The organism is Mesorhizobium sp. USDA 4775, from assembly GCF_054062655.1.
Genome location: NZ_JBSSFM010000001.1, coordinates 2,405,177 through 2,422,580, shown reverse-complemented (window position 1 = coordinate 2,422,580; position 17,404 = coordinate 2,405,177). Strand labels below are relative to the sequence as shown.

Sequence of the window (17,404 nt, the reverse complement as noted above, 5' to 3'; positions counted from 1 at the left end):
AGGTCAGGGGCGCAACATGCGCCCCTGAGATATTTGCTGTGACGGCCCGGCCTAGGCCTTGTCGAGCCAGACCTTATCCAGCTGCAGTTCGAATGTCTGATGCATGCCGAGATTTTTCACATAGGTCGCATGGTGCCGGTAGAGCGAACGCCAGAACGCCTGGATGAGGATGCCGGAATCCTGCAGAATTAACTCGACGTCCTTCATCAGTTCCTTGCGCTTGTCGACGTCCGCCACGGCGAGCGCCGCATTGAGCTTCTTGTCGAATTCCGGATTGGCGTAGCCCGACTCGTTCCAGGCCTCACCGCTGCGATAGGCGATCGCCAGCACCTGGACGCCGAGCGGCCGCATGCCCCAGTCGGTGGTCGACCACGGGTATTTCGTCCAGTCGTTCCAGAAGGAGGCTCCCGGAATGACGGTGCGCTTGACCTTGAAACCGGCCTCGCGCATCTGCGCGGCGACGACGTCGGCAGGGTCTTTGACATAGTCCGAATCGTAGGAGATGAGCTCGAATTCATGATCCATCTGACCGGCCTCGGTCATCAGCGCCTTGGCCTTGGCAATGTCGCGCGGCACTTTGGGCAATTCATAATATTCCGGATGGATCGGGCAGACATGGTGGTTTTCCGCGACCTGTCCGAGGCCGCTGTAGCCGAGCTTCAGCACGGTTTCGTTGTCGACCGCGAGCTGGATGGCGTTGCGCACGCGTTTGTCGTCATAGGGCTTGTTGGTCACGTTGGTGCGCAGCACGATGGTGCCGGCGGTGACGACCGCCTCCTTGACCAGGCCCATGCTGTCGTAGAGATCGACGGTGCCGCCGACGGTCTGGTAGTTGCAGTCGATCTCGCCGGCCTCGAAGGCGCTAGCGATGGCGGGGTTGGAGGCGTCCGATCCGTAGTCGGTCCAATCGACGCCGTCGAGATAAGGTTCGCCGCCGAACCAGGTGAAGTCCTTGCGCCGCCGCACCGAGGCCGACTCGCCGACCTTGTACGAGATCAGCTCATAGGGACCGGTGCCGGGCGTCTTGAGCATGTCCGCGCCGTTCTTGTCGAAGTCGCGATGGACGATGACAGCCGGATAGTCGGAAAAGCCTGGAATGATGGTGACGTCGGACTGATGGCATTTCAGTTTCACCGTGTGGTCGTCGACCTTGGTGATGGCGCCCGCGGCGGCTTTCTTGGTGGCGGGATCGATCAGGGAGCCCATGCGGCCGGCCATCGAATTGCCTTCGGCCGCCTTGTCGCACCAGCGCTCGATGTTGTGGACGATGTCGTCGGCGTTGAAGTCGTCGCCGTTCGACCACTTCACGCCCTTGCGCAGATGCAGCGTGTATTCCGTGGCGTCGTCGCTCACCTCCCAGCTCTCGACCAGATGGCCCTCGAAGGTGAAGTCGGTGGTGTAGCGGATCATGTAGTCGTTGCACTGGCGCATGACGTTGGCGATCTCTGACCAGTCCCAGGAGCGCGGATCCTTCATGTCCTTGATGATCATCTGCATCTTGAGGATGCCGCCCTTCTTGCCGGGCACGATCGCCGCGGCCTTGGCCGGGGCGATGCCGGCCATCGAATAGGCGAATGCCGTGGAAGCGCCCATCGCGCTTGCCATGGCCAGGAATTCGCGGCGATCCATCCTGCCGCTTTTGACTTCGGCTGCGTAGCTTTCGATGACCGCCGGGACGCGATCACCGTTGCTCTTGAACATTGTCATCGTTGTTCTCCGGTTCAGGGCTTTCCGCCCGTTACATTCCCCTTGCGACAGCCATGTTAGGGGCGATGCAAAAATCCCGGAAGGGCTCAAGCCCCGAAGAACCGCCAAAACCCGGTTCTAAAGGCCTAAAAAAACGATGCCATTGGCGTGTCAATTTTTTGAGCGCGAGCTTGCCGGCCGCTCGCGGATGGCTTTCAGGCGCCGTCTTCGCGGGCTCGCGAGAGGATCCATTCGCGCACGATGCGCGCGATGTTGCCTTTCGAGAGCTGGCTCTCGGTGAGGTAGTAATTCCAGGGGCTCGGCGGCCGAACCGGAAAGGGTTCGACGAGCAGCCCGCGACGCAGATAGGCGTGGGCAAGCGACCGCTGGGTGGCCACCAGTCCGGCTCCCATGGCGGCGAGTTCGAGCGCGATGTTGGAGGCGTTCGTCGACAGGCCCTTGTCGTGGTCGTCCATGTCGAGGCCAAGCGCCGTGGTGACCACCTGCCAGTATTCCTGGCGGCCGTGCACGAAAATCCAGTCCACCTTGAGAATGTCGCGCGGCGTCTTCAGCGCGTCTTCGCCATCCAGCAGCGCCGGGGCGCACAGCAGCAACAACTCGTCGTTCCAAAGCGGTATGCCCGCGGGCGGGCGGTCGTCGAAACGCCGCGTTGAAATGGTGATGTCGGCGATCTGTTCGCTCATATCCTCCCAGATCGTACCGTGCAGCACGATCTCGATCTCAGGATGCTTCTTGCGAAACGCGGCCATGCAACCCGCCAGCCAGTTCTCCGCCAGGCTCATCGGGCAGGAGACGACCACGGTGCGGTTGCGCGAAGAGGTCACGATCGCCTCCGTCGCCTGATCGATCTGATCGAGGGCCTGGCGCAAGGTCGGCAGGAACGCCTCGCCCATTTCGGTGAGCTTGAGGCTGCGCGGATAGCGGATGAACAATTGCCGTCCGATGTAATGTTCGAGCGCGCGGACATGCGTGCTGACAGCGGCTTGCGTGTATCCGAGTTCGTTGGCGGCGGCGGTGAAGGAGAGATGCCGGGCCGAACTCTCAAAGGACCTGATATAGTTCAACGGGGGTGGCGGCTTCATCGCTAACTCCTGCAAGACGCAAGGGGATAGCTATCCCACAGACGGGCCGGCGTTCAATCGCGCCTGGTCGCAAGACGTGAATTTTTTTGGCCAATGCCGCCGAACTAATTGCGTGAAAGCACGATGAACCCAAATTAATGATGTCGTGACGCAGAGGGGAGTAATGCCAGTGGCTGTGCCGTCGCATCGGCGTGAAGGGCCTGACGCGTGTACCAGCGTTGCCGTTCGCCTGGCCGACTTCGTGTTGCGGCGGCCGGCAGATGTGTTCCCTGTCCTGGAACGGGCGCGATATCTTCTGCTCGACACGCTCGGAATCGCCATTGCGGCTGGTCCTATGGAAGCCGGGCGGATCGCCCGCGACACCGCCACCCTTCTCTACGGCTCGGCCGATCCGCTGCATTCGGCGCGCATGCTTTTCGACGGCCGCCGCGCCAGCATCGCCGGAGCCGCTTATGCGGCCGCAACGCAGATCGACAATCTCGACGGCCACGACGGCTACAGCCCGACCAAGGGGCATATCGGCGTCGCCGTCGTGCCGGCGCTGGCAGCGCTTGCCGAGGCGCTCCCCGACCTCAGCGGCCCGGAAGCGCTGGCCTCCCTGGTCGTCGGCTACGAAGTCGCCGGCCGGGCAGGTATCTCGCTGCATGCAACCGTGTCCGACTACCACACGTCGGGCGCCTGGAACGCGCTGGGCGTGGTTGCGATGGCGGCCAGGTTGCGGCGGCTCGGCGACGATCAGCTGCGCCAGGCGCTTGGCATCGCCGAATATCACGGCCCACGTAGCCAGATGATGCGCGAGATCGCGAACCCGACGATGCTGCATGACGGCTCGGGTGTCGGCACTTTGATCGGCCTGTCCGCGGCCGTGCTCGCCGAACGCGGCTTTACCGGCGCCCCGGCGATCACGATCGAGGAGCCCGACGTCGCGACGCATTGGCAGGATCTCGGCGCCTTTTGGCAAGTGCTGCACCAGTATGTGAAGCCGTATCCGATCTGCCGTTGGGCGCATGCCGCAATCGACGCGACGCGCGGGCTCTGCCATGCGCATCATCTCGGGCCCTCCGACATCAGCCACGTCGAGGTGAACAGCTTCCACTACGCCGCAACACTGTTCGACGGCATGCCGGACACGACCTCCAAGGCCCAGTACAGCCTGCGCTTCGCCGTCGCGACCTTTATTGTCCATGGCCGCATCGGACTGGAACATATTTCAGGCAGCGGGCTTGAGGATGCCGCCGTCGCCGACATGCTGGATCGTATCAGCGTATCGGAATCTGCGCGCCACAGCGCCCGCTTTCCGGCAGGCCGCTGGGCCGATGTGACGATCACGACCCGCGATGCGCGCGTGCTCGCTTCCGGCGACGTTCACGCGCGCGGTGGACCAGAGGCGCCTCTGACAGAGGCTGAAATCGAGGCCAAGTACATGGACTACGCGACGCCGGTGCTGGGACAGGGCCGCGCCAGCGCGATCCGGGACGCAGTCCTGTCTCTTGCGGATCATGAAAGCCGTTTTTCCGATCTTTCGGTATTGATCTACGATCCGCCATTGATCAGTACGCTTCTCCAGCGGCCAGCGTGGTAGGCTAGATGCCGCTCAGACTTTTGAAATACGGTCTCAGCAGGACCTATCCGGTCAGTGGCGACATCCCCGCGACGCCGGACCTCAAGCCATCCTACGATGTCGTCATCGTCGGCGGCGGCGGCCACGGATTGTCGTGCGCGCATCACCTGTCGAAATATCACGGCATAAGCAGCGTCGCCGTAATCGAGAAGGGTTACCTCGCGGGCGGCAACACCGCGCGCAACACGACCACCATCCGCTCGAACTACATCACGCCCGAGGGCATCGCCTTCTACAAGGAAGCCGTCGAACTTTTCGAGAATCTCTCGCAGGAACTCGACTTCAACGTCATGTTCTCGCAGCGCGGCCAGCTAACCCTTGCGCACACGGAAGCAACTCTTCGCAGCTTCCACGCACGCGCCGAGATGGGCAAGCATCTGGGCACACGGACCGAAGTGATCGACCAGAAGGCGGTTGAGGAACTCGTGCCGTCTCTCAACATGGACTATGGCGGCGCGCTCGAGATCCTTGGCGGACTCTGGCATGCCGACGGCGGCACCGCGCGGCACGACGCGGTGGCATGGGGCTATGCCGCCCAAGCGTCGCGACGCGGTGTCGAGATCCACCAGCGTACCGAAGTGGAAGGCTTCGAGGTTGTCGGCGATCAAGTCCGGGCCGTCAGGACCAACCGCGGCCGCATCGCCTGCGGTCAGGTGCTGATCGCGACCGGGGGGATGAATTACGACGTGGCGATGATGGCCGGCGTGGAGCTTCCGATCCGCTGCTATCCACTGCAGGCGATGGTGACGCAGCCGCTGAAGCCTTGGCTGCACACGCTGGTTTCCTCCGTATCCCTGCACACCTATCTGGTGCAGTCCTCGCGCGGCGAGGTCGTCATCGGGGGCGGCTCCGATCCCTACCAGCTCTATTCCACGCGATCGACGCTCGACATGAAGGAGCACCTCTCCGAAGGCGCCGTCCACCTCTTTCCGTTCCTGCAAGGTGTGCGGCTGCTCCGGCAATGGGCAGGGGTCACCGACATGACGCCTGACTACAGCCCGATCATGGGTGCCAGCCCACTCGAAAATCTATGGCTCGATTGCGGCTGGGGCACATGGGGCTTCAAGGCAACGCCGGTCGCCGGCAAGCGGATGGCGCAGGCCATCGCCACGGGCCGTGTGCCAGACATCCTGAAGCCATTCGCGCTTGAGCGCTTCGAGACATTCCGGCTGCTCAACGAAATGGGCGCTACGGCGGCCAGTCACTGACCATGAAACGCCACTGACCATGAAGATCCTGACCTGCCCGATGAACGGCCCGCGCAACATAGACGAGTTCCAATCTTTCGGACCCGTCCGCGCGGAGCCGGATCCGGATATGACCGCCGATGCCGACTGGTCGCGACACCTGTTCCGCGCCGAGAACCGCAGGGGTATGGTGGTTGAGTGGTGGCGGCATGTGCCGAGCAATTATTTTTTCCTGGCCGAGCGCGACCTCGTCACCAACGAGATCATCCGCACTTTCGACGCTTCCGAACGTCGGGCCCAATCATGAATCGGCTAGCTGAGCCCTGGGGGAGCAGAATCGACCGCAGCCGTCCGATCCCCTTTACTTTCGAGGGCAAGCATTTTGAAGGCTATGCCGGCGATAGCATCGCCAGCGCGCTCGCGGCCTCCGGACAATGGGTGCTGTCGCGTTCCTTCAAATACCACCGGCCGCGCGGCATCCTCTCAATGACCGGCGCGGACGCCAATACGCTGGTGCAACTGCCGTCCGAGCCGAACGTCGCCGCCGACCGCACGCCGATCAGCACGGGGCTGCGGGTCAGCGCCCAAAACGTCAACGGCTCGCTCGAACGCGACCGCGACGCGATCATTGACAGGTTGGGGCGCTTTCTGCCTGTTGGTTTCTACTACCGCACCTTCATGGGACCACGCCGTGACAGCTGGCTCAAATTCTGGGAGCCGATGATCCGCCGCAAGGCCGGGCTGGGCGTGGTCGACACCACGGCCCCGCACCGGCATTTCGACAAGACGCATCTGCATTGCGACATCCTCGTGGTCGGCGCGGGTCCGGCCGGACTGAACGCCGCGATCATCGCCGCCGAGGGTGGCGCGGATGTCGTGCTCTGCGACGAGAACCCGGAGATCGGCGGATCGCTGACCTATGGTCGGTATGATCCGGCCATGCTTGTTGACCTGTCCTCCAGACTTCGGGTGCTGCCAAATCTGCGTCTACTGATCGGGACGGTCTGCAACGGATGGTATGAGGACAACTGGCTGCCGCTGATTCAAGGTGACCGGCTCCATCGCACACGGGCGCGCGCGGTTATCCTGGCCACAGGCTCCATCGAGCAGCCCGCCATCTTTCGTAACAACGACCTGCCGGGAATTATGCTGGGCAGTGCCGCGCAGCGGCTGATCCGGCACTATGGCGTGCGCCCGGGACAAAAGGCTGTGGTGCTGGCCACCAGCGACGAAGGCTACTGCGTCGCGCTCGATCTGGTCGAGGCCGGCGTCTCGGTCATGCTAGTCGCTGATCCGAGATCCAGCAGCGAGACAGGTCCCTTCGAAGCCGAGTTGCACGGCAAGGGCGTGACGATCCAGAAGGCCGCGACGATCGACGCCGCCGAGGGGACGGCGGGAAATCGCCATCTTTCCCGGGTTCGTGTCGGTGGAAGCTGGATCGAATGCGATCTGCTCGCCGTCTCGGCCGGCCAGGTGCCTGCCTGGCAACTGCCTTGCCAGGCCGGAGCAAGGGTCGGCTATGACGCCGATAGCGGATCGATGACACTCACTCTCCCGAAAGCGCCGATCCACCTTGCCGGTGCCGTTTCCAGAGGCAGCGATCTGCAGGGCGCGATTGCCAGCGGTCGTCAGGCGGCGGCCGCCGCGCTTTCGCGGCTCGGCCAAGCGGTCGTAGAAGACAGAATCCCCAACAAGCCGACCATCACCAGCCGGCTCCATGTGGAGCCGATCGTCGCCAATCCAAAGGGGCGCGATTTCGTCGATTTCGACGAGGACTTGCAGGTCAAGGATCTGCTGAACGCGGTCAAGGAGGGCTATCGCGAGATCGAGCTCGTCAAGCGCTTCACCACCGTCGGCATGGGTCCGAGCCAGGGGCGCCATTCCGCGCTGGCAACTGCGAGGATCGTTGCCGAAGCGACCAACCGCACGGTCGCCGAAGTCGGCATCACCACTGCCCGCCCGCCGGTCGGACCGGAGACGCTGGGTGTGCTCGCCGGCCACCACGAGCCGCTCGAACGGCGCACTGCGCTGCATGCAAGACACCTGGCGCTCAACGCCGTGATGAAGCCGGTCGGCGCCTGGTGGCGGCCGTATTTCTATGGTGAGGCAAGCGAGGCGGAAAAGGCGATCCGCGGTGAGATCACGGCGGTGCGCGAAGGCGTGGGCCTGCTCGACGTCTCGACGCTCGGGAAGCTCGAACTGCGTGGGCCGGATGCCGGCGCCTTCCTCGACCGCCTCTACACCATGGCGCATGCCAACCAGCCAGTCGGGCGCGTCCGCTATTGCCTGATGCTCAACGAGATGGGCTCGGTGGTCGATGACGGCGTCGCCTACCGCATGGCGGAAGACCGGTTCTATGTGACGGCCACCACGGGTGCGGTCGCGCGTGTTTACGCCGACATGCTGTTCTGGAATGCGCAATGGCGTTTGCGGGTCGATGTCCTTAACCTCACCGGCGCGTTCTCCGGCTTGAATGTCACCGGACCCAAGGCCAGGTCCGTGCTTGAGGCGCTGGACAGCGATATCGATTTTGGACGCGAAGCATTCCCCTATCTGAGCGGCCGCGAAGGCGTTGTCGCCGGTGTGCCGGTGCGTGTCATGCGGATCGGCTTCACCGGCGAGCTGAGCTACGAACTGCACTGTCCGTCAAGCCTCGCACCCGTCCTTTGGGACGCGGTGATCACTGCCGGCAAACCGTACGGTTTGAAGCCTTACGGTCTCGAAGCCTCGCGCATCCTTCGCCTGGAGAAGGGGCACATCCTGATCGGCCAGGACACCGATGCCATCACCACGCCGGACGAGCTCGGCTTTGGCTGGGCAGTCTCGAAGAAGAAACCGTTCTTCGTCGGCAAGCGGTCGATCGAAATGCGCGCAAGGCTGGGCCAGGCGCGCAAGCTCGTCAGCCTGCGATTTCCGGCCGATGCCAGGGATACTCCCGGCGAAAGCTGCCTCGTGCTTCGCGGCAATGCTCCCGTCGGACAGATCACCTCGGTCGGCTTCTCCCCGACGCTCGGCTGTACCATAGCGCTCGCCTACGTCCATGTTACCGACGCCACGGAAGGGAGCCGAGTGACCGTAAAGTGCCGGAACGGGCAATTGGTCGAAGCACCGGTGGTCGGTCATGCTTTCTTCGATCCCGCGAATGCACGGCAGGAGATGTAAATGCCAGCATCCCCTGTGTTTCCGTTCATGCCGGGTGGCGCCGCGGACGGCGCGAGTCTGCCTTCGGGAGCGGTGATGCTGACCGATCTTACGGGCAGTCTCCGCTTCGGCCTTAAGGGCGGCGGCAGCGCCGGCTGGCTCGCGTCGCGAGGCGTGCCCTTGCCTGCTGTCAATCGCATCGAGAGCTGGCGCGGTGCACGTGTGCTGCGCCTTGGCAACGACGATATCCTGTTGCTGGCCGAAGACGCCGACAACGCGCTCGCCGAGCTTGCAGGCAACTGGCATGGCGCAATCGAGCCAAAGGGCTATTCGTCATGGCGCGAGGAAGGCTGGGCATGGCTACGCCTCTCGGGCCCGCGGGCGCCGAGCGCCATGGAGCGGCTATGCGCGCTTGATCTCAGAGCCGACAGATTCGGCACAGAGGACATTGCGCAGACGCGCGTTGGCCACATCGAGGCCGTCACGTTCCGTTCCCAGGCGGGCTTCGACGTATTGTTCGACATCACCGCGTCGGCGTACTTCGCCAGGATGGTAACGGCGGCTGCCAGGCACTGCACAGATTTGCTGATCGACACGGAAGGACGCACATGACCCGCCCGCAAGGAACCATCGCACCGATCCTGACGCCGTTCGAAGACGATGGCCGCATCGCGCGCGACCTCTGGATAGGCCACGCCAAATGGGTGCTGGGCCAGGGGGCACATTTCCTGTCTCCCTTCGGCACCACCGGTGAGGCGCTGTCGCTCTCGCTCGATGAACGCACCCAGGCGCTGGAGTGGCTGATCGAAGCCGGCATTCCGCCAAGCCGGCTGATGCCCGGCACCGGCGTTACAGCGCTGCCCGAAACCGTCGAACTGTCGGCGCACGCGGTCGGGCTCGGCTGCGCCGGGGTGATGGTGCTGCCTTCGTTCTTTTACACCGCCGTCGGCGACGATGGCCAGAAACGCTACTACAGCGAACTGATCGAGCGGATCGCGAATCCTGCGATGAAGATGATCCTCTACCATATCCCGCAGAACTCTGGCGTGGCGGTGAGCCCTGGCTTGACGGCGCTTTTGAGCGAAACCTTTCCTGACACCGTTGTCGCCTACAAGGACAGCGCCGGCGACTGGAACAACACGGCTGCGGTGATTGCAGCGGCGCCCAAGGTTGCGGTGTTCCCCAGCTCTGAAGCGCAATTGACCAAGGGCCTGGCCCACGGCGCGGCAGGCTGCATCTCGGCCACCGTCAACCTCAATGCCGCGGCCATCCGCTCCCTCTATGATCGTACGCTGGCAGGCGAGGACGTCGCCGAGGCGGATGCCGCGATCAAGGCGTTCCGCAAGATCATCCAGGATGCCGGGCTGATCCCGGCGATGAAGGCCGTCCTGGCGGTGCGCTCGGGCGATAGGCGATGGCTGAACCTGCGCGCTCCACATGAGAACGCGACGCTCGAGAGCGGCGAGAAACTGCTCGCAGCGCTCGGTCCTTCGGCCCATCACATTGGCCGGAGCTGAGACCGGCATCATGTCCCCTCGCCCAACCGTCATTTTGCACACCGACAAGCCGGCCGGCGCGTTGGCCGTGCTCGTGGAGACGCACCCGGACCTGCCGGTGCATCCCTGCGAGAGCTACGCGGCGCTTCCCGAGTTGATCGAGCGCGTGGCGGCGGAAGTGGTCTATTCCATCCGCTTCGATGGGACGCCGCGCTATCCACGCCAGGCCCTCGTCGAAAGCCCGACCGTAAAATGGGTGTCCATCGGCGGCTCCGGCACGGATCATCTGGGTCGCTGGGATCCGACGCGCGTTACGGTGACCAATTCCGCGGGCGTCGCCGCCGGCATGCTTGCGGAATATGTGTTGGGCGCCATGCTCTCCTTTTCGCTCGACTTGCGCGGCTTCGAACGCCGCCAGCAGGCTCGCCAGTGGGGAGGCGGCCGTGTCGAGCCGATCGAGGGCAAGACCGTACTCATCATTGGCCTCGGCAAGACCGGTGAGGCCGTCGCCAAGCGGGCACAGGCAATGGGCATGCACACGCTCGGCATTCGGGCACGCCCCAAGCCGATGCCTTGCGTCGAAGAGGTGCATGGTCCGGACGCGCTCCTGCCGCTGATTGGCCGCGCCGATTTCATCGTCTGCTGCGTGCCGTTGCTGTCCAGCACGCGCGGCCTGGTCGGTGAGGCGGCCTTCGCCGCGATGAAGCCGTCAGCCGTGCTCATCGACATTTCGCGCGGCGGCGTCGTCGAGGAGGCAGCACTTCTGGCCGCGCTCGACGCCAAACGGATCAAGGGCGCGGCGCTGGATGTCTTTGCGACCGAGCCACTGCCCCCAGAGCATCCGCTTTGGGGTTACGACAACGTCGCCATCACGCCGCATCGCGCGGCGGTCTATGACGGCTGGGACATCAAGTCGGTTCGCATGTTCGCCGACAATCTGAAGCGCTATCGCAACGGCGAGCCGCTGGAGAACGTGGTCAGTCCGGAACGCGGCTATTGACGGCCGGGAAGGAATAAATCCGATGTCACAGGACAGGCGCGGCGGTGGCCGCAGATCGAAGCTGGGACGCAGCGGCGGCGGTATCGCGCAACTGCCCTGGCAGCATGTGGAGAACCCCTACCCGCCGATGCAGTTGCTCGACGAAGAGCGGATGGAGCGGCTTCACGACACCTCGATGCGTATACTGTCTGAACTCGGCATCCGCGTCATGAGCGAGCGGGTGATGGACCTGTTCGCTTCCGCCGGCGCCATCGTCGACCGCGAGGAAAAGACCATCCGCATCGACGAGAGCCTGGTGAACGAGGCGCTGCGGGCGGTGCCGTCCTCCTTCACGCTGACCAGCCGCAATCCTGAGAAGCAGGTGCATCTCGGCGGCAATTCGCTGGTCTTCGGCCTGGTAGCGGGTCCGCCGAATGTGCACGACCGCATCCACGGCCGCCGTCAGGGCAATCTTGCCGACTACCAGAACTTCATCAAGCTGGCGCACCACTTCAATGCCATCCACATCATCGGCAACCAGGTGGTGGCGCCGATGGAGCTGCCGGCCAATTCCCGCCATCTCGACACCTACCATGCCAATCTGACGCTGAGCGATCTCTCCTTCCACTGCACGGCGATCGGTCGCGCGAGGGCGATGGACGGGATCAACATGATGGCGATCGCGCGCGGCATCTCCGTCGAGGAGATGCGCGTCTCGCCCGGCGTGACCACGATCATCTCGATCAACTCACCGCGCCTGTTCGACGATGCGATGGCGGAAGGGTTGATCGCAATGGCCGAACATGGCCAGCCGGTGACCGTCACGCCTTTCACCCTGATGGGGGCAATGACGCCGGTGACGCTTGCCGCAGCGCTTTGCCAGCAGAATGCCGAGGCGCTGTTCGGCGTGGTGCTGACCCAGCTCGTCAATCCCGGCACGCCGGTGATGTACGGCGCCTTCACCTCCAATGTCGACATGAAGTCGGGAGCGCCGGCCTTCGGCACACCGGAGAACGCCAAGGCCAACATCGTCGCCGGCCAATTGGCGCGGCGTTATCATCTGCCCTACCGCACCTCCAATGCCAACGCCTCCAACGTGGTCGACCTGCAGGCCGCCTATGAGACGGAAATGGCGACCTGGGGCGCGGTGCTCGGCGGCGCCAATCTGATTTATCACGCCGCCGGCTGGCTGGAGGGCGGGCTCACCGCCTCCTATGAAAAGCTCGTGCTCGACGTCGAGATCCTGCAGAACATGATGGAGTTCCTGCGGCCGCTGCCGTTCCAGGAGGACGATCTCGGTTTCGAGGCCATCAAATCGGTGCCGGCCGGCGGCCATTTCTTCGGCGCCGAGCACACAATGTCGCGCTACACCACCGCCTTCTACCAGCCCATGCTCTCCAACTGGCAGAACCATGGCGCCTGGGAGGAAGCCGGCGGCAAGGATGCGCTGGAGCGGGCTACGGAGCTCTGGCAGCAGGCGCTGCACGACTACGAAGAACCGGCGATGGACCCCGCGATCCGCGAGGAGCTCGACGCCTATGTCGCGCGCCGCCGCGAGGAGATCGCCGCCAATCCTGAAGGTTAGGACCTCTGCCCGATGCCCTGTGATCTCGTCATCCGCAACGCGACGCTGATCGCCGGCGACGGCTCGAAACCTTTCAAGGCCGACATCGCCGTCACCGGCGACAGGATCGCCGCCATCGGTCGGCTGGACGACGCGACTGGCATCGAGGAAATCGATGCCAGGGGCAAGGTGGTGGCGCCCGGCTTCATCGACGTGCACACCCATGACGATGGCGCGCTGCTGGCTCCGCGCGGCATGGACCCGAAGATCAGCCAGGGCGTGACGACGGTGATCGCCGGCAATTGCGGCGTCAGCCTGGCGCCGCTGCTTTTCGACAAGACGCCGCCACCGCCCTTCACGCTGGTCGGCGGCCGCGAGAATTTCCGTTTCGACCGTTTTGCCGACTATGTCGCTGAGTTGAAAAAGTGTGGCATCGCCACCAACGCAGCCTTGTTGGTCGGCCACACCACGTTGCGCCAGCACTGCATGCCGGTGACCGACCGTCCGGCCAACGAAGCCGAGACGGCGGCGATGCAGGAGGCGGTCGCCGAGGCGATGGCCGAAGGTGCGTTCGGGCTCAGCACCGGCCTTGACTATCCGCCGGCGGTCAACTCCTCGACCGAAGAGGTCAAGGCGCTCGCTGCCACGGCGGCAAGCCTCGGCGGCCCTTATGTCACCCACACGCGCAACTATTTCGAGACGATGGACGAGGCCATCGAGGAAGCCATCGACATCGCCGACCATGCCGGTGGCAAGCTCTTCATCTCGCACCATCAATGCACCGGCCGCGCCAATTTCGGCAAAAGCACCCCTTCCCTGAAACGGATCGACCAGGCGCGCCAGACGATGGCCATCGGCATGGATGTCTACCCCTACGCCGCGAGTTCGACCGTGCTTCGGCTCGAGCGCTGCGACACCGGCCTGAAGATCCTCATCACCTGGTCCGATCCGCATCCCGAGATGGCCCGGCGTGAGATCGCCGACATCGCGCTCGAATGGAATTGCAGCGAACGCGAGGCGGGCCAGCGCCTGCTGCCGGCAGGTGCCGTCTATTTCCAACTCGACGAGACGGATGTGCGCAACATCATCGCGCATCCGCGCACCATGATCGGGTCGGATGGCCTGCCGCACGACATCCATCCGCATCCGCGCCTATGGGGCACGTTTCCGCGTGTGCTCGGTCACTATGCCAGGGATGTCGGCCTGTTCAGCCTGGAGGAGGCTGTGTTCCGCATGACCGGCCTGCCCGCACGGGAATTCGGCATCGCGCAGCGCGGGCTTCTGGCGGAAGGCAATTTCGCCGACCTCGTCATCTTCGATCCGGAAACGATCATCGACACCGCTACCTTCGAGGAGCCGCGCCGGCCCGCTACTGGCATCGAGAATGTCTTCGTCAATGGCATATCCGTCTGGCGCGGCGGCAGGGCGACCGGAGCATTGCCGGGCGCGGTTCTCAAGCCCTCGGCTTCAAAAGTTGTCGGAGGCGCATGCGGTTGCGGCGTCGATCACAGCGCCTCGTAAATCCGGTCGACCGTCTCTAACGTGTAGACGAATTCCACCGGCCGCGTGCAGCGCCAGCCGTCGAAGGGCTGGCCGGCGAGCGCCTTCTGTGCCTCGGGCAGGCGCAATATGCCGCCGCCATAGAGCCGGTTGGCCATGTCGAGCATGCCGGTGCGGTGCATGGCCTCGCTCATGCTGCCGCAGGCATCCTTGACCAGCCAGACCCTGAACCCCTGATAGACCGCGTCGAACACGCTCTCGGTCACGCAGCTGTCGGTCAGGACGCCGGTCACGATCAGGTTCTCGACCTTGAGGTCGGCAAGCCGTCTTGAAAGATCGGTGCGGCGAAAGGCGCTTGGCCAGTGCTTATGGATGACGATGTCGCCGGGCTGCGCGGCCACCTCGGCGCAGATCGCAGCACCTTCGCTGCCGGCCACGGCGGAGCGGAATTCCTCGGTCAGGATTTCTTCCTGCCGCGCATAGCCGTCGCGTTCCTCCGGCTTCACCCAGGCCTGGGCATGGATGACCGGCACGCCCGCCGCACGAGCGGCTTCGATCAGCGTGGCGGTGTTGGCGAGCACCGCGTCATAGCCGATCACCGGCCAGGCGGCACCGGGGCGGTATTCGTTCTGCAGGTCGATGACGAGCAGGGCGGTCGCGGCAAGGTTCATGGCTGTCCCAGGGGATTGTCGAAGTCGGTGACGAAGCGAAGAAGCAGGCGGATCGCCTGATCGAGATCGGCGATCTCCATCGCTTCATGCGGGTTGTGGCTGCCGTTCTCATTGCGCACGAAGATCATGGCGGTCGCAATGTCGGCGCCGGCAAAGGTGGCCGCGTCATGCCCCGCCCCGCTCGGCACATGCGGCGACCGGATCTGCAGCTCTGTGGCAGCGCGGTCCAACCTCGTAATCAGCGCCCGCGACATGGTCGCCGGCTCCCAGGTGAAGCGTGGCCCGGCCTCGAAGCTGACACCACGCTTCGTGCTGACCTCGGCGAAGATCGCGTGCAGCCTCGCCGCGATCCGTTCCAGGACAGCGGCCTCGGCGCTGCGCACATCGAGCGTGAAGCGAAGCTCGCCCAGGACGCGGCTGCCGCCATGCTGGCTCGGATCGGATTCCACCCGGCCGAAGGTGATGGTGGCTTCGTGGCCTTCGCGCTCGAGCGCGTCCCATTCCGCTTCAAGGCCGGCGACCAGATCGGCAAAGCCAAGCACACTGTCATGCCGGGCAAAGCGCGGCTCGGCGCCGGAATGGCCATAGGCGCCGAAGCATTTTGCCTCGACATAGCGGAAGCCGCCGGCAATGCCGGTGACGATACCGACCGGCGCGCCGGACGCGACAAGGCGCGGTCCCTGCTCGATATGCACTTCGATGAAAGCCGCGATCCCGCCGGCATCGATGCCAGGCACGCCGCGCCGCACGGCATCGGGGTCGAAACCCTCTTCCAACATGTGCTCGGCTAGCGTGCGTCCGCTGTCCGACCGCTTTGCGTCTAGCGCGGCCGGCTGCAGCAGGCCAAGTGCGGCCTGGCTGCCGGGATAGGACAGGGGAAACCAGACAGCCTCTTCGGCGCGGGTCGCCAGCACGATCAGGTCGCGCGGCAACTGGATGCCTCGCCCAACCAGTTCGGCCATCACCGCCAGCCCCGCCACGACACCAGCGGCGCCGTCGAAATTGCCGCCATGCGGCACACTGTCGAGATGCGAGCCGATGACAATCGCCGGCAAATCCGGATTGCGGCCCTTCAGCGTCAGATAGAGATTACCGGCGGGATCGACACGCGCCGTGGCACCGAGCTTTTCCGCTTCGTCGCGCACGAGACCATGCGCAAAACGCTCGCCGGCTCCGTAGGCGACGCGCGTGATCCCTGGCGCGTCAGTGGTGGCCTGCGCCAGCCTCTCCAGCAGATGCCCGGCCAACGTGCCGCCGGCTGTGAGGGCGGCGTTGCTCATGAAGCAACCTGCCTGGTTTGAGACTCGCCGCCGCGCAGCCGGTGTGGCGTGAGGTCGTCCAACGACACACCCTGCCTTGCGACCTCGTCTGGAAAGCCCTTGCCCGCGATCAGGCTGGCGCAGACGCGCGACAGCGCCGGCGAGGTCTTGATGCCGTAACCGCCCTGCCCGACCAGCCAGACGAAATCCGGGACCTCGTCATCCGGTCCGACCACCGGCGAGCCATCGGCGACGAAGGTCCGCAAGCCCGCCCATGAGCGCGATACGCGCTGCACTTCGATCGTGGTGGCCCGTTCAAGACGCTCGGCGCCGATCGCGACGTCGATGTCCTCCGCATAGGCATCCATCGGTGGAGAAAGCGTCGCATCGGCAGGCGAGACGAACAACTGCCCGGCATCAGGCTTGAAATAGAATTCGGCGCCGACATCGTTGACCAGCGGCCACTCTGATATGTCGACACCGGCGGGTGCTGGAATGTTGAAGGCGGTGCGGCGCTTCGGTTGCAATCCGACCGGACGCACGCCCGCCATCAAAGCGATCTCGTCGCCCCAGGCACCGGCGGCATTGACGAGCGTTGGCGCAAGGAATGTTCCCGCCGGGGTTTCGACCCGCCACTGGCCGCCTCGGCGGTCGATGGCGTTAACGCCGGCATTGGTGACGATGCGCGCGCCACGCGCGCGGGCGCCGCGCAGATAGCCTTGATGCAGGCCGTTGACATCGATGTCCATCGAATGCGGCTCGATATAGGCGCCGGCGAGATAATCCGCGCGCAGCACCGGCACGCGCGCAATCGCCTCGGCCGGTGTCATGACGACGATCGAGGGCACCAGCGCCTGCGCGGCCTCTAGATCCTGCGCCAAGAGGTCGAGCTGATCGGCGCGCGCCACGGTGATCATGCCGCGCTTGCCGAGCAGCGGATAATCGCTGAAGCCGGCTGGCGGCTCGCTCAGGAAAGCCCGGCTTGCCAGCACGATGCGGCGGATGATGCCGTTGCCGTAGTTCTCGGTAAAGCTCGCCGCCGAGCGGCCGGTGGTGTGGTAGCCGCAATGGCTTTCCCGCTCGAGCACGACCACCTTGGAAGTGCGGGAAATCTCGAAGGCGGCGCCTGCGCCGGCAATGCCGCCGCCAATGATGATGACTTCGGTTTCCTCGGCGGCATTCATATCAGCCCATCCT

14 protein-coding genes are annotated in these 17,404 nt (G+C 64.5%); 9 read left to right on the top strand and 5 right to left on the bottom strand.

Going from position 1 to position 17,404, the window contains the following annotated elements; genetic code table 11:
* Positions 1 to 51: 51 nt before the first annotated feature.
* Both ACVILI_RS11610 and ACVILI_RS11605 read right to left on the bottom strand, forming a co-directional pair.
* The gene (locus tag ACVILI_RS11610) at positions 52 to 1,707 is read right to left on the bottom strand and encodes an ABC transporter substrate-binding protein (protein WP_019856650.1); all 1,656 of its coding nucleotides are present in this window, start codon (positions 1,705 to 1,707) and stop codon (positions 52 to 54) included.
* A 194-nt stretch (positions 1,708 to 1,901) separates the two neighbouring features.
* Positions 1,902 to 2,789 carry a LysR substrate-binding domain-containing protein gene (locus ACVILI_RS11605; RefSeq protein WP_019856649.1) on the bottom strand — a complete coding sequence of 296 codons (888 nt, stop codon included), beginning with the start codon at positions 2,787 to 2,789 and terminating at the stop codon, positions 1,902 to 1,904.
* A gap of 169 nt (positions 2,790 to 2,958) precedes the next feature.
* Between ACVILI_RS11605 and ACVILI_RS11600 the strand changes: the two genes are divergently transcribed.
* The 9 genes from ACVILI_RS11600 to ACVILI_RS11560 all read left to right on the top strand — a co-directional run bounded on the left by ACVILI_RS11600 (position 2,959) and on the right by ACVILI_RS11560 (position 14,298).
* Positions 2,959 to 4,371: an MmgE/PrpD family protein gene (locus ACVILI_RS11600; RefSeq protein WP_240564867.1), complete on the top strand. Its 1,413-nt coding sequence runs from the start codon at positions 2,959 to 2,961 to the stop codon at positions 4,369 to 4,371.
* A gap of 5 nt (positions 4,372 to 4,376) precedes the next feature.
* Positions 4,377 to 5,618, top strand: coding sequence for an FAD-dependent oxidoreductase (locus ACVILI_RS11595; protein WP_019856647.1), 1,242 nt, complete (start codon positions 4,377 to 4,379; stop codon positions 5,616 to 5,618).
* Between the two features lie 19 nt (positions 5,619 to 5,637).
* A complete protein-coding gene (locus ACVILI_RS11590) occupies positions 5,638 to 5,904 on the top strand; it encodes a sarcosine oxidase subunit delta (RefSeq protein ID WP_019856646.1) in 267 nt (88 codons plus the stop codon).
* Positions 5,901 to 8,759 (top strand): 2Fe-2S iron-sulfur cluster-binding protein, encoded by a 2,859-nt coding sequence (locus ACVILI_RS11585; protein WP_038645033.1) that lies wholly within the window; start codon positions 5,901 to 5,903, stop codon positions 8,757 to 8,759. Before ACVILI_RS11590 ends, ACVILI_RS11585 begins: the two co-directional genes overlap by 4 nt.
* Before the next feature lie 75 nt (positions 8,760 to 8,834).
* On the top strand, positions 8,835 to 9,350 hold the full coding sequence (locus tag ACVILI_RS11580; protein WP_240564866.1) for an aminomethyltransferase family protein: 516 nt from the start codon (positions 8,835 to 8,837) through the stop codon (positions 9,348 to 9,350).
* A complete protein-coding gene (locus ACVILI_RS11575; RefSeq protein WP_038645029.1) occupies positions 9,347 to 10,255 on the top strand; it encodes a dihydrodipicolinate synthase family protein in 909 nt (302 codons plus the stop codon). Before ACVILI_RS11580 ends, ACVILI_RS11575 begins: the two co-directional genes overlap by 4 nt.
* Positions 10,256 to 10,265: 10 nt before the next feature.
* Entirely contained in the window at positions 10,266 to 11,234 is a 969-nt protein-coding gene (locus ACVILI_RS11570; protein WP_020628788.1) for a D-2-hydroxyacid dehydrogenase, read from the top strand.
* Positions 11,235 to 11,256: 22 nt separating this feature from the next.
* Complete coding sequence (locus tag ACVILI_RS11565; protein WP_038645027.1) at positions 11,257 to 12,798, top strand: trimethylamine methyltransferase family protein; 1,542 nt, start codon at positions 11,257 to 11,259, stop codon at positions 12,796 to 12,798.
* Between the two features lie 12 nt (positions 12,799 to 12,810).
* Entirely contained in the window at positions 12,811 to 14,298 is a 1,488-nt protein-coding gene (locus tag ACVILI_RS11560; protein WP_038645025.1) for an N-acyl-D-amino-acid deacylase family protein, read from the top strand.
* Here ACVILI_RS11560 and ACVILI_RS11555 read toward each other — a convergent pair.
* Genes ACVILI_RS11555 through ACVILI_RS11545 form a run of 3 tightly spaced genes read right to left on the bottom strand, consistent with a single transcriptional unit; the run spans position 14,283 to position 17,391 of the window.
* Positions 14,283 to 14,948, bottom strand: a complete 666-nt coding sequence (locus ACVILI_RS11555) for a cysteine hydrolase family protein (RefSeq protein ID WP_038645023.1) — start codon at positions 14,946 to 14,948, stop codon at positions 14,283 to 14,285. The two genes, ACVILI_RS11560 and ACVILI_RS11555, sit on opposite strands and share 16 nt — an antisense overlap.
* Entirely contained in the window at positions 14,945 to 16,228 is a 1,284-nt protein-coding gene (locus ACVILI_RS11550; protein ID WP_038645021.1) for a Zn-dependent hydrolase, read from the bottom strand. Before ACVILI_RS11550 ends, ACVILI_RS11555 begins: the two co-directional genes overlap by 4 nt.
* A complete protein-coding gene (locus ACVILI_RS11545) occupies positions 16,225 to 17,391 on the bottom strand; it encodes an NAD(P)/FAD-dependent oxidoreductase (protein ID WP_019856637.1) in 1,167 nt (388 codons plus the stop codon). The genes ACVILI_RS11550 and ACVILI_RS11545 overlap by 4 nt, the downstream gene beginning before the upstream one ends.
* Positions 17,392 to 17,404 lie beyond the last annotated feature (13 nt).

Bases quoted from the DNA above. Each gene is read 5' to 3' on its own strand.
- ACVILI_RS11610 (WP_019856650.1), bottom strand. From the start codon at position 1,707: ATGACAATGTTCAAGAGCAACGGTGATCGCGTCCCGGCGGTCATCGAA.
- ACVILI_RS11605 (WP_019856649.1), bottom strand. From the start codon at position 2,789: ATGAAGCCGCCACCCCCGTTGAACTATATCAGGTCCTTTGAGAGTTCG.
- ACVILI_RS11595 (WP_019856647.1), top strand. From the start codon at position 4,377: ATGCCGCTCAGACTTTTGAAATACGGTCTCAGCAGGACCTATCCGGTC.
- ACVILI_RS11590 (WP_019856646.1), top strand. From the start codon at position 5,638: ATGAAGATCCTGACCTGCCCGATGAACGGCCCGCGCAACATAGACGAG.
- ACVILI_RS11585 (WP_038645033.1), top strand. From the start codon at position 5,901: ATGAATCGGCTAGCTGAGCCCTGGGGGAGCAGAATCGACCGCAGCCGT.
- ACVILI_RS11580 (WP_240564866.1), top strand. From the start codon at position 8,835: ATGCTGACCGATCTTACGGGCAGTCTCCGCTTCGGCCTTAAGGGCGGC.
- ACVILI_RS11575 (WP_038645029.1), top strand. From the start codon at position 9,347: ATGACCCGCCCGCAAGGAACCATCGCACCGATCCTGACGCCGTTCGAA.
- ACVILI_RS11570 (WP_020628788.1), top strand. From the start codon at position 10,266: ATGTCCCCTCGCCCAACCGTCATTTTGCACACCGACAAGCCGGCCGGC.
- ACVILI_RS11565 (WP_038645027.1), top strand. From the start codon at position 11,257: ATGTCACAGGACAGGCGCGGCGGTGGCCGCAGATCGAAGCTGGGACGC.
- ACVILI_RS11560 (WP_038645025.1), top strand. From the start codon at position 12,811: ATGCCCTGTGATCTCGTCATCCGCAACGCGACGCTGATCGCCGGCGAC.
- ACVILI_RS11555 (WP_038645023.1), bottom strand. From the start codon at position 14,948: ATGAACCTTGCCGCGACCGCCCTGCTCGTCATCGACCTGCAGAACGAA.
- ACVILI_RS11550 (WP_038645021.1), bottom strand. From the start codon at position 16,228: ATGAGCAACGCCGCCCTCACAGCCGGCGGCACGTTGGCCGGGCATCTG.
- ACVILI_RS11545 (WP_019856637.1), bottom strand. From the start codon at position 17,391: ATGAATGCCGCCGAGGAAACCGAAGTCATCATCATTGGCGGCGGCATT.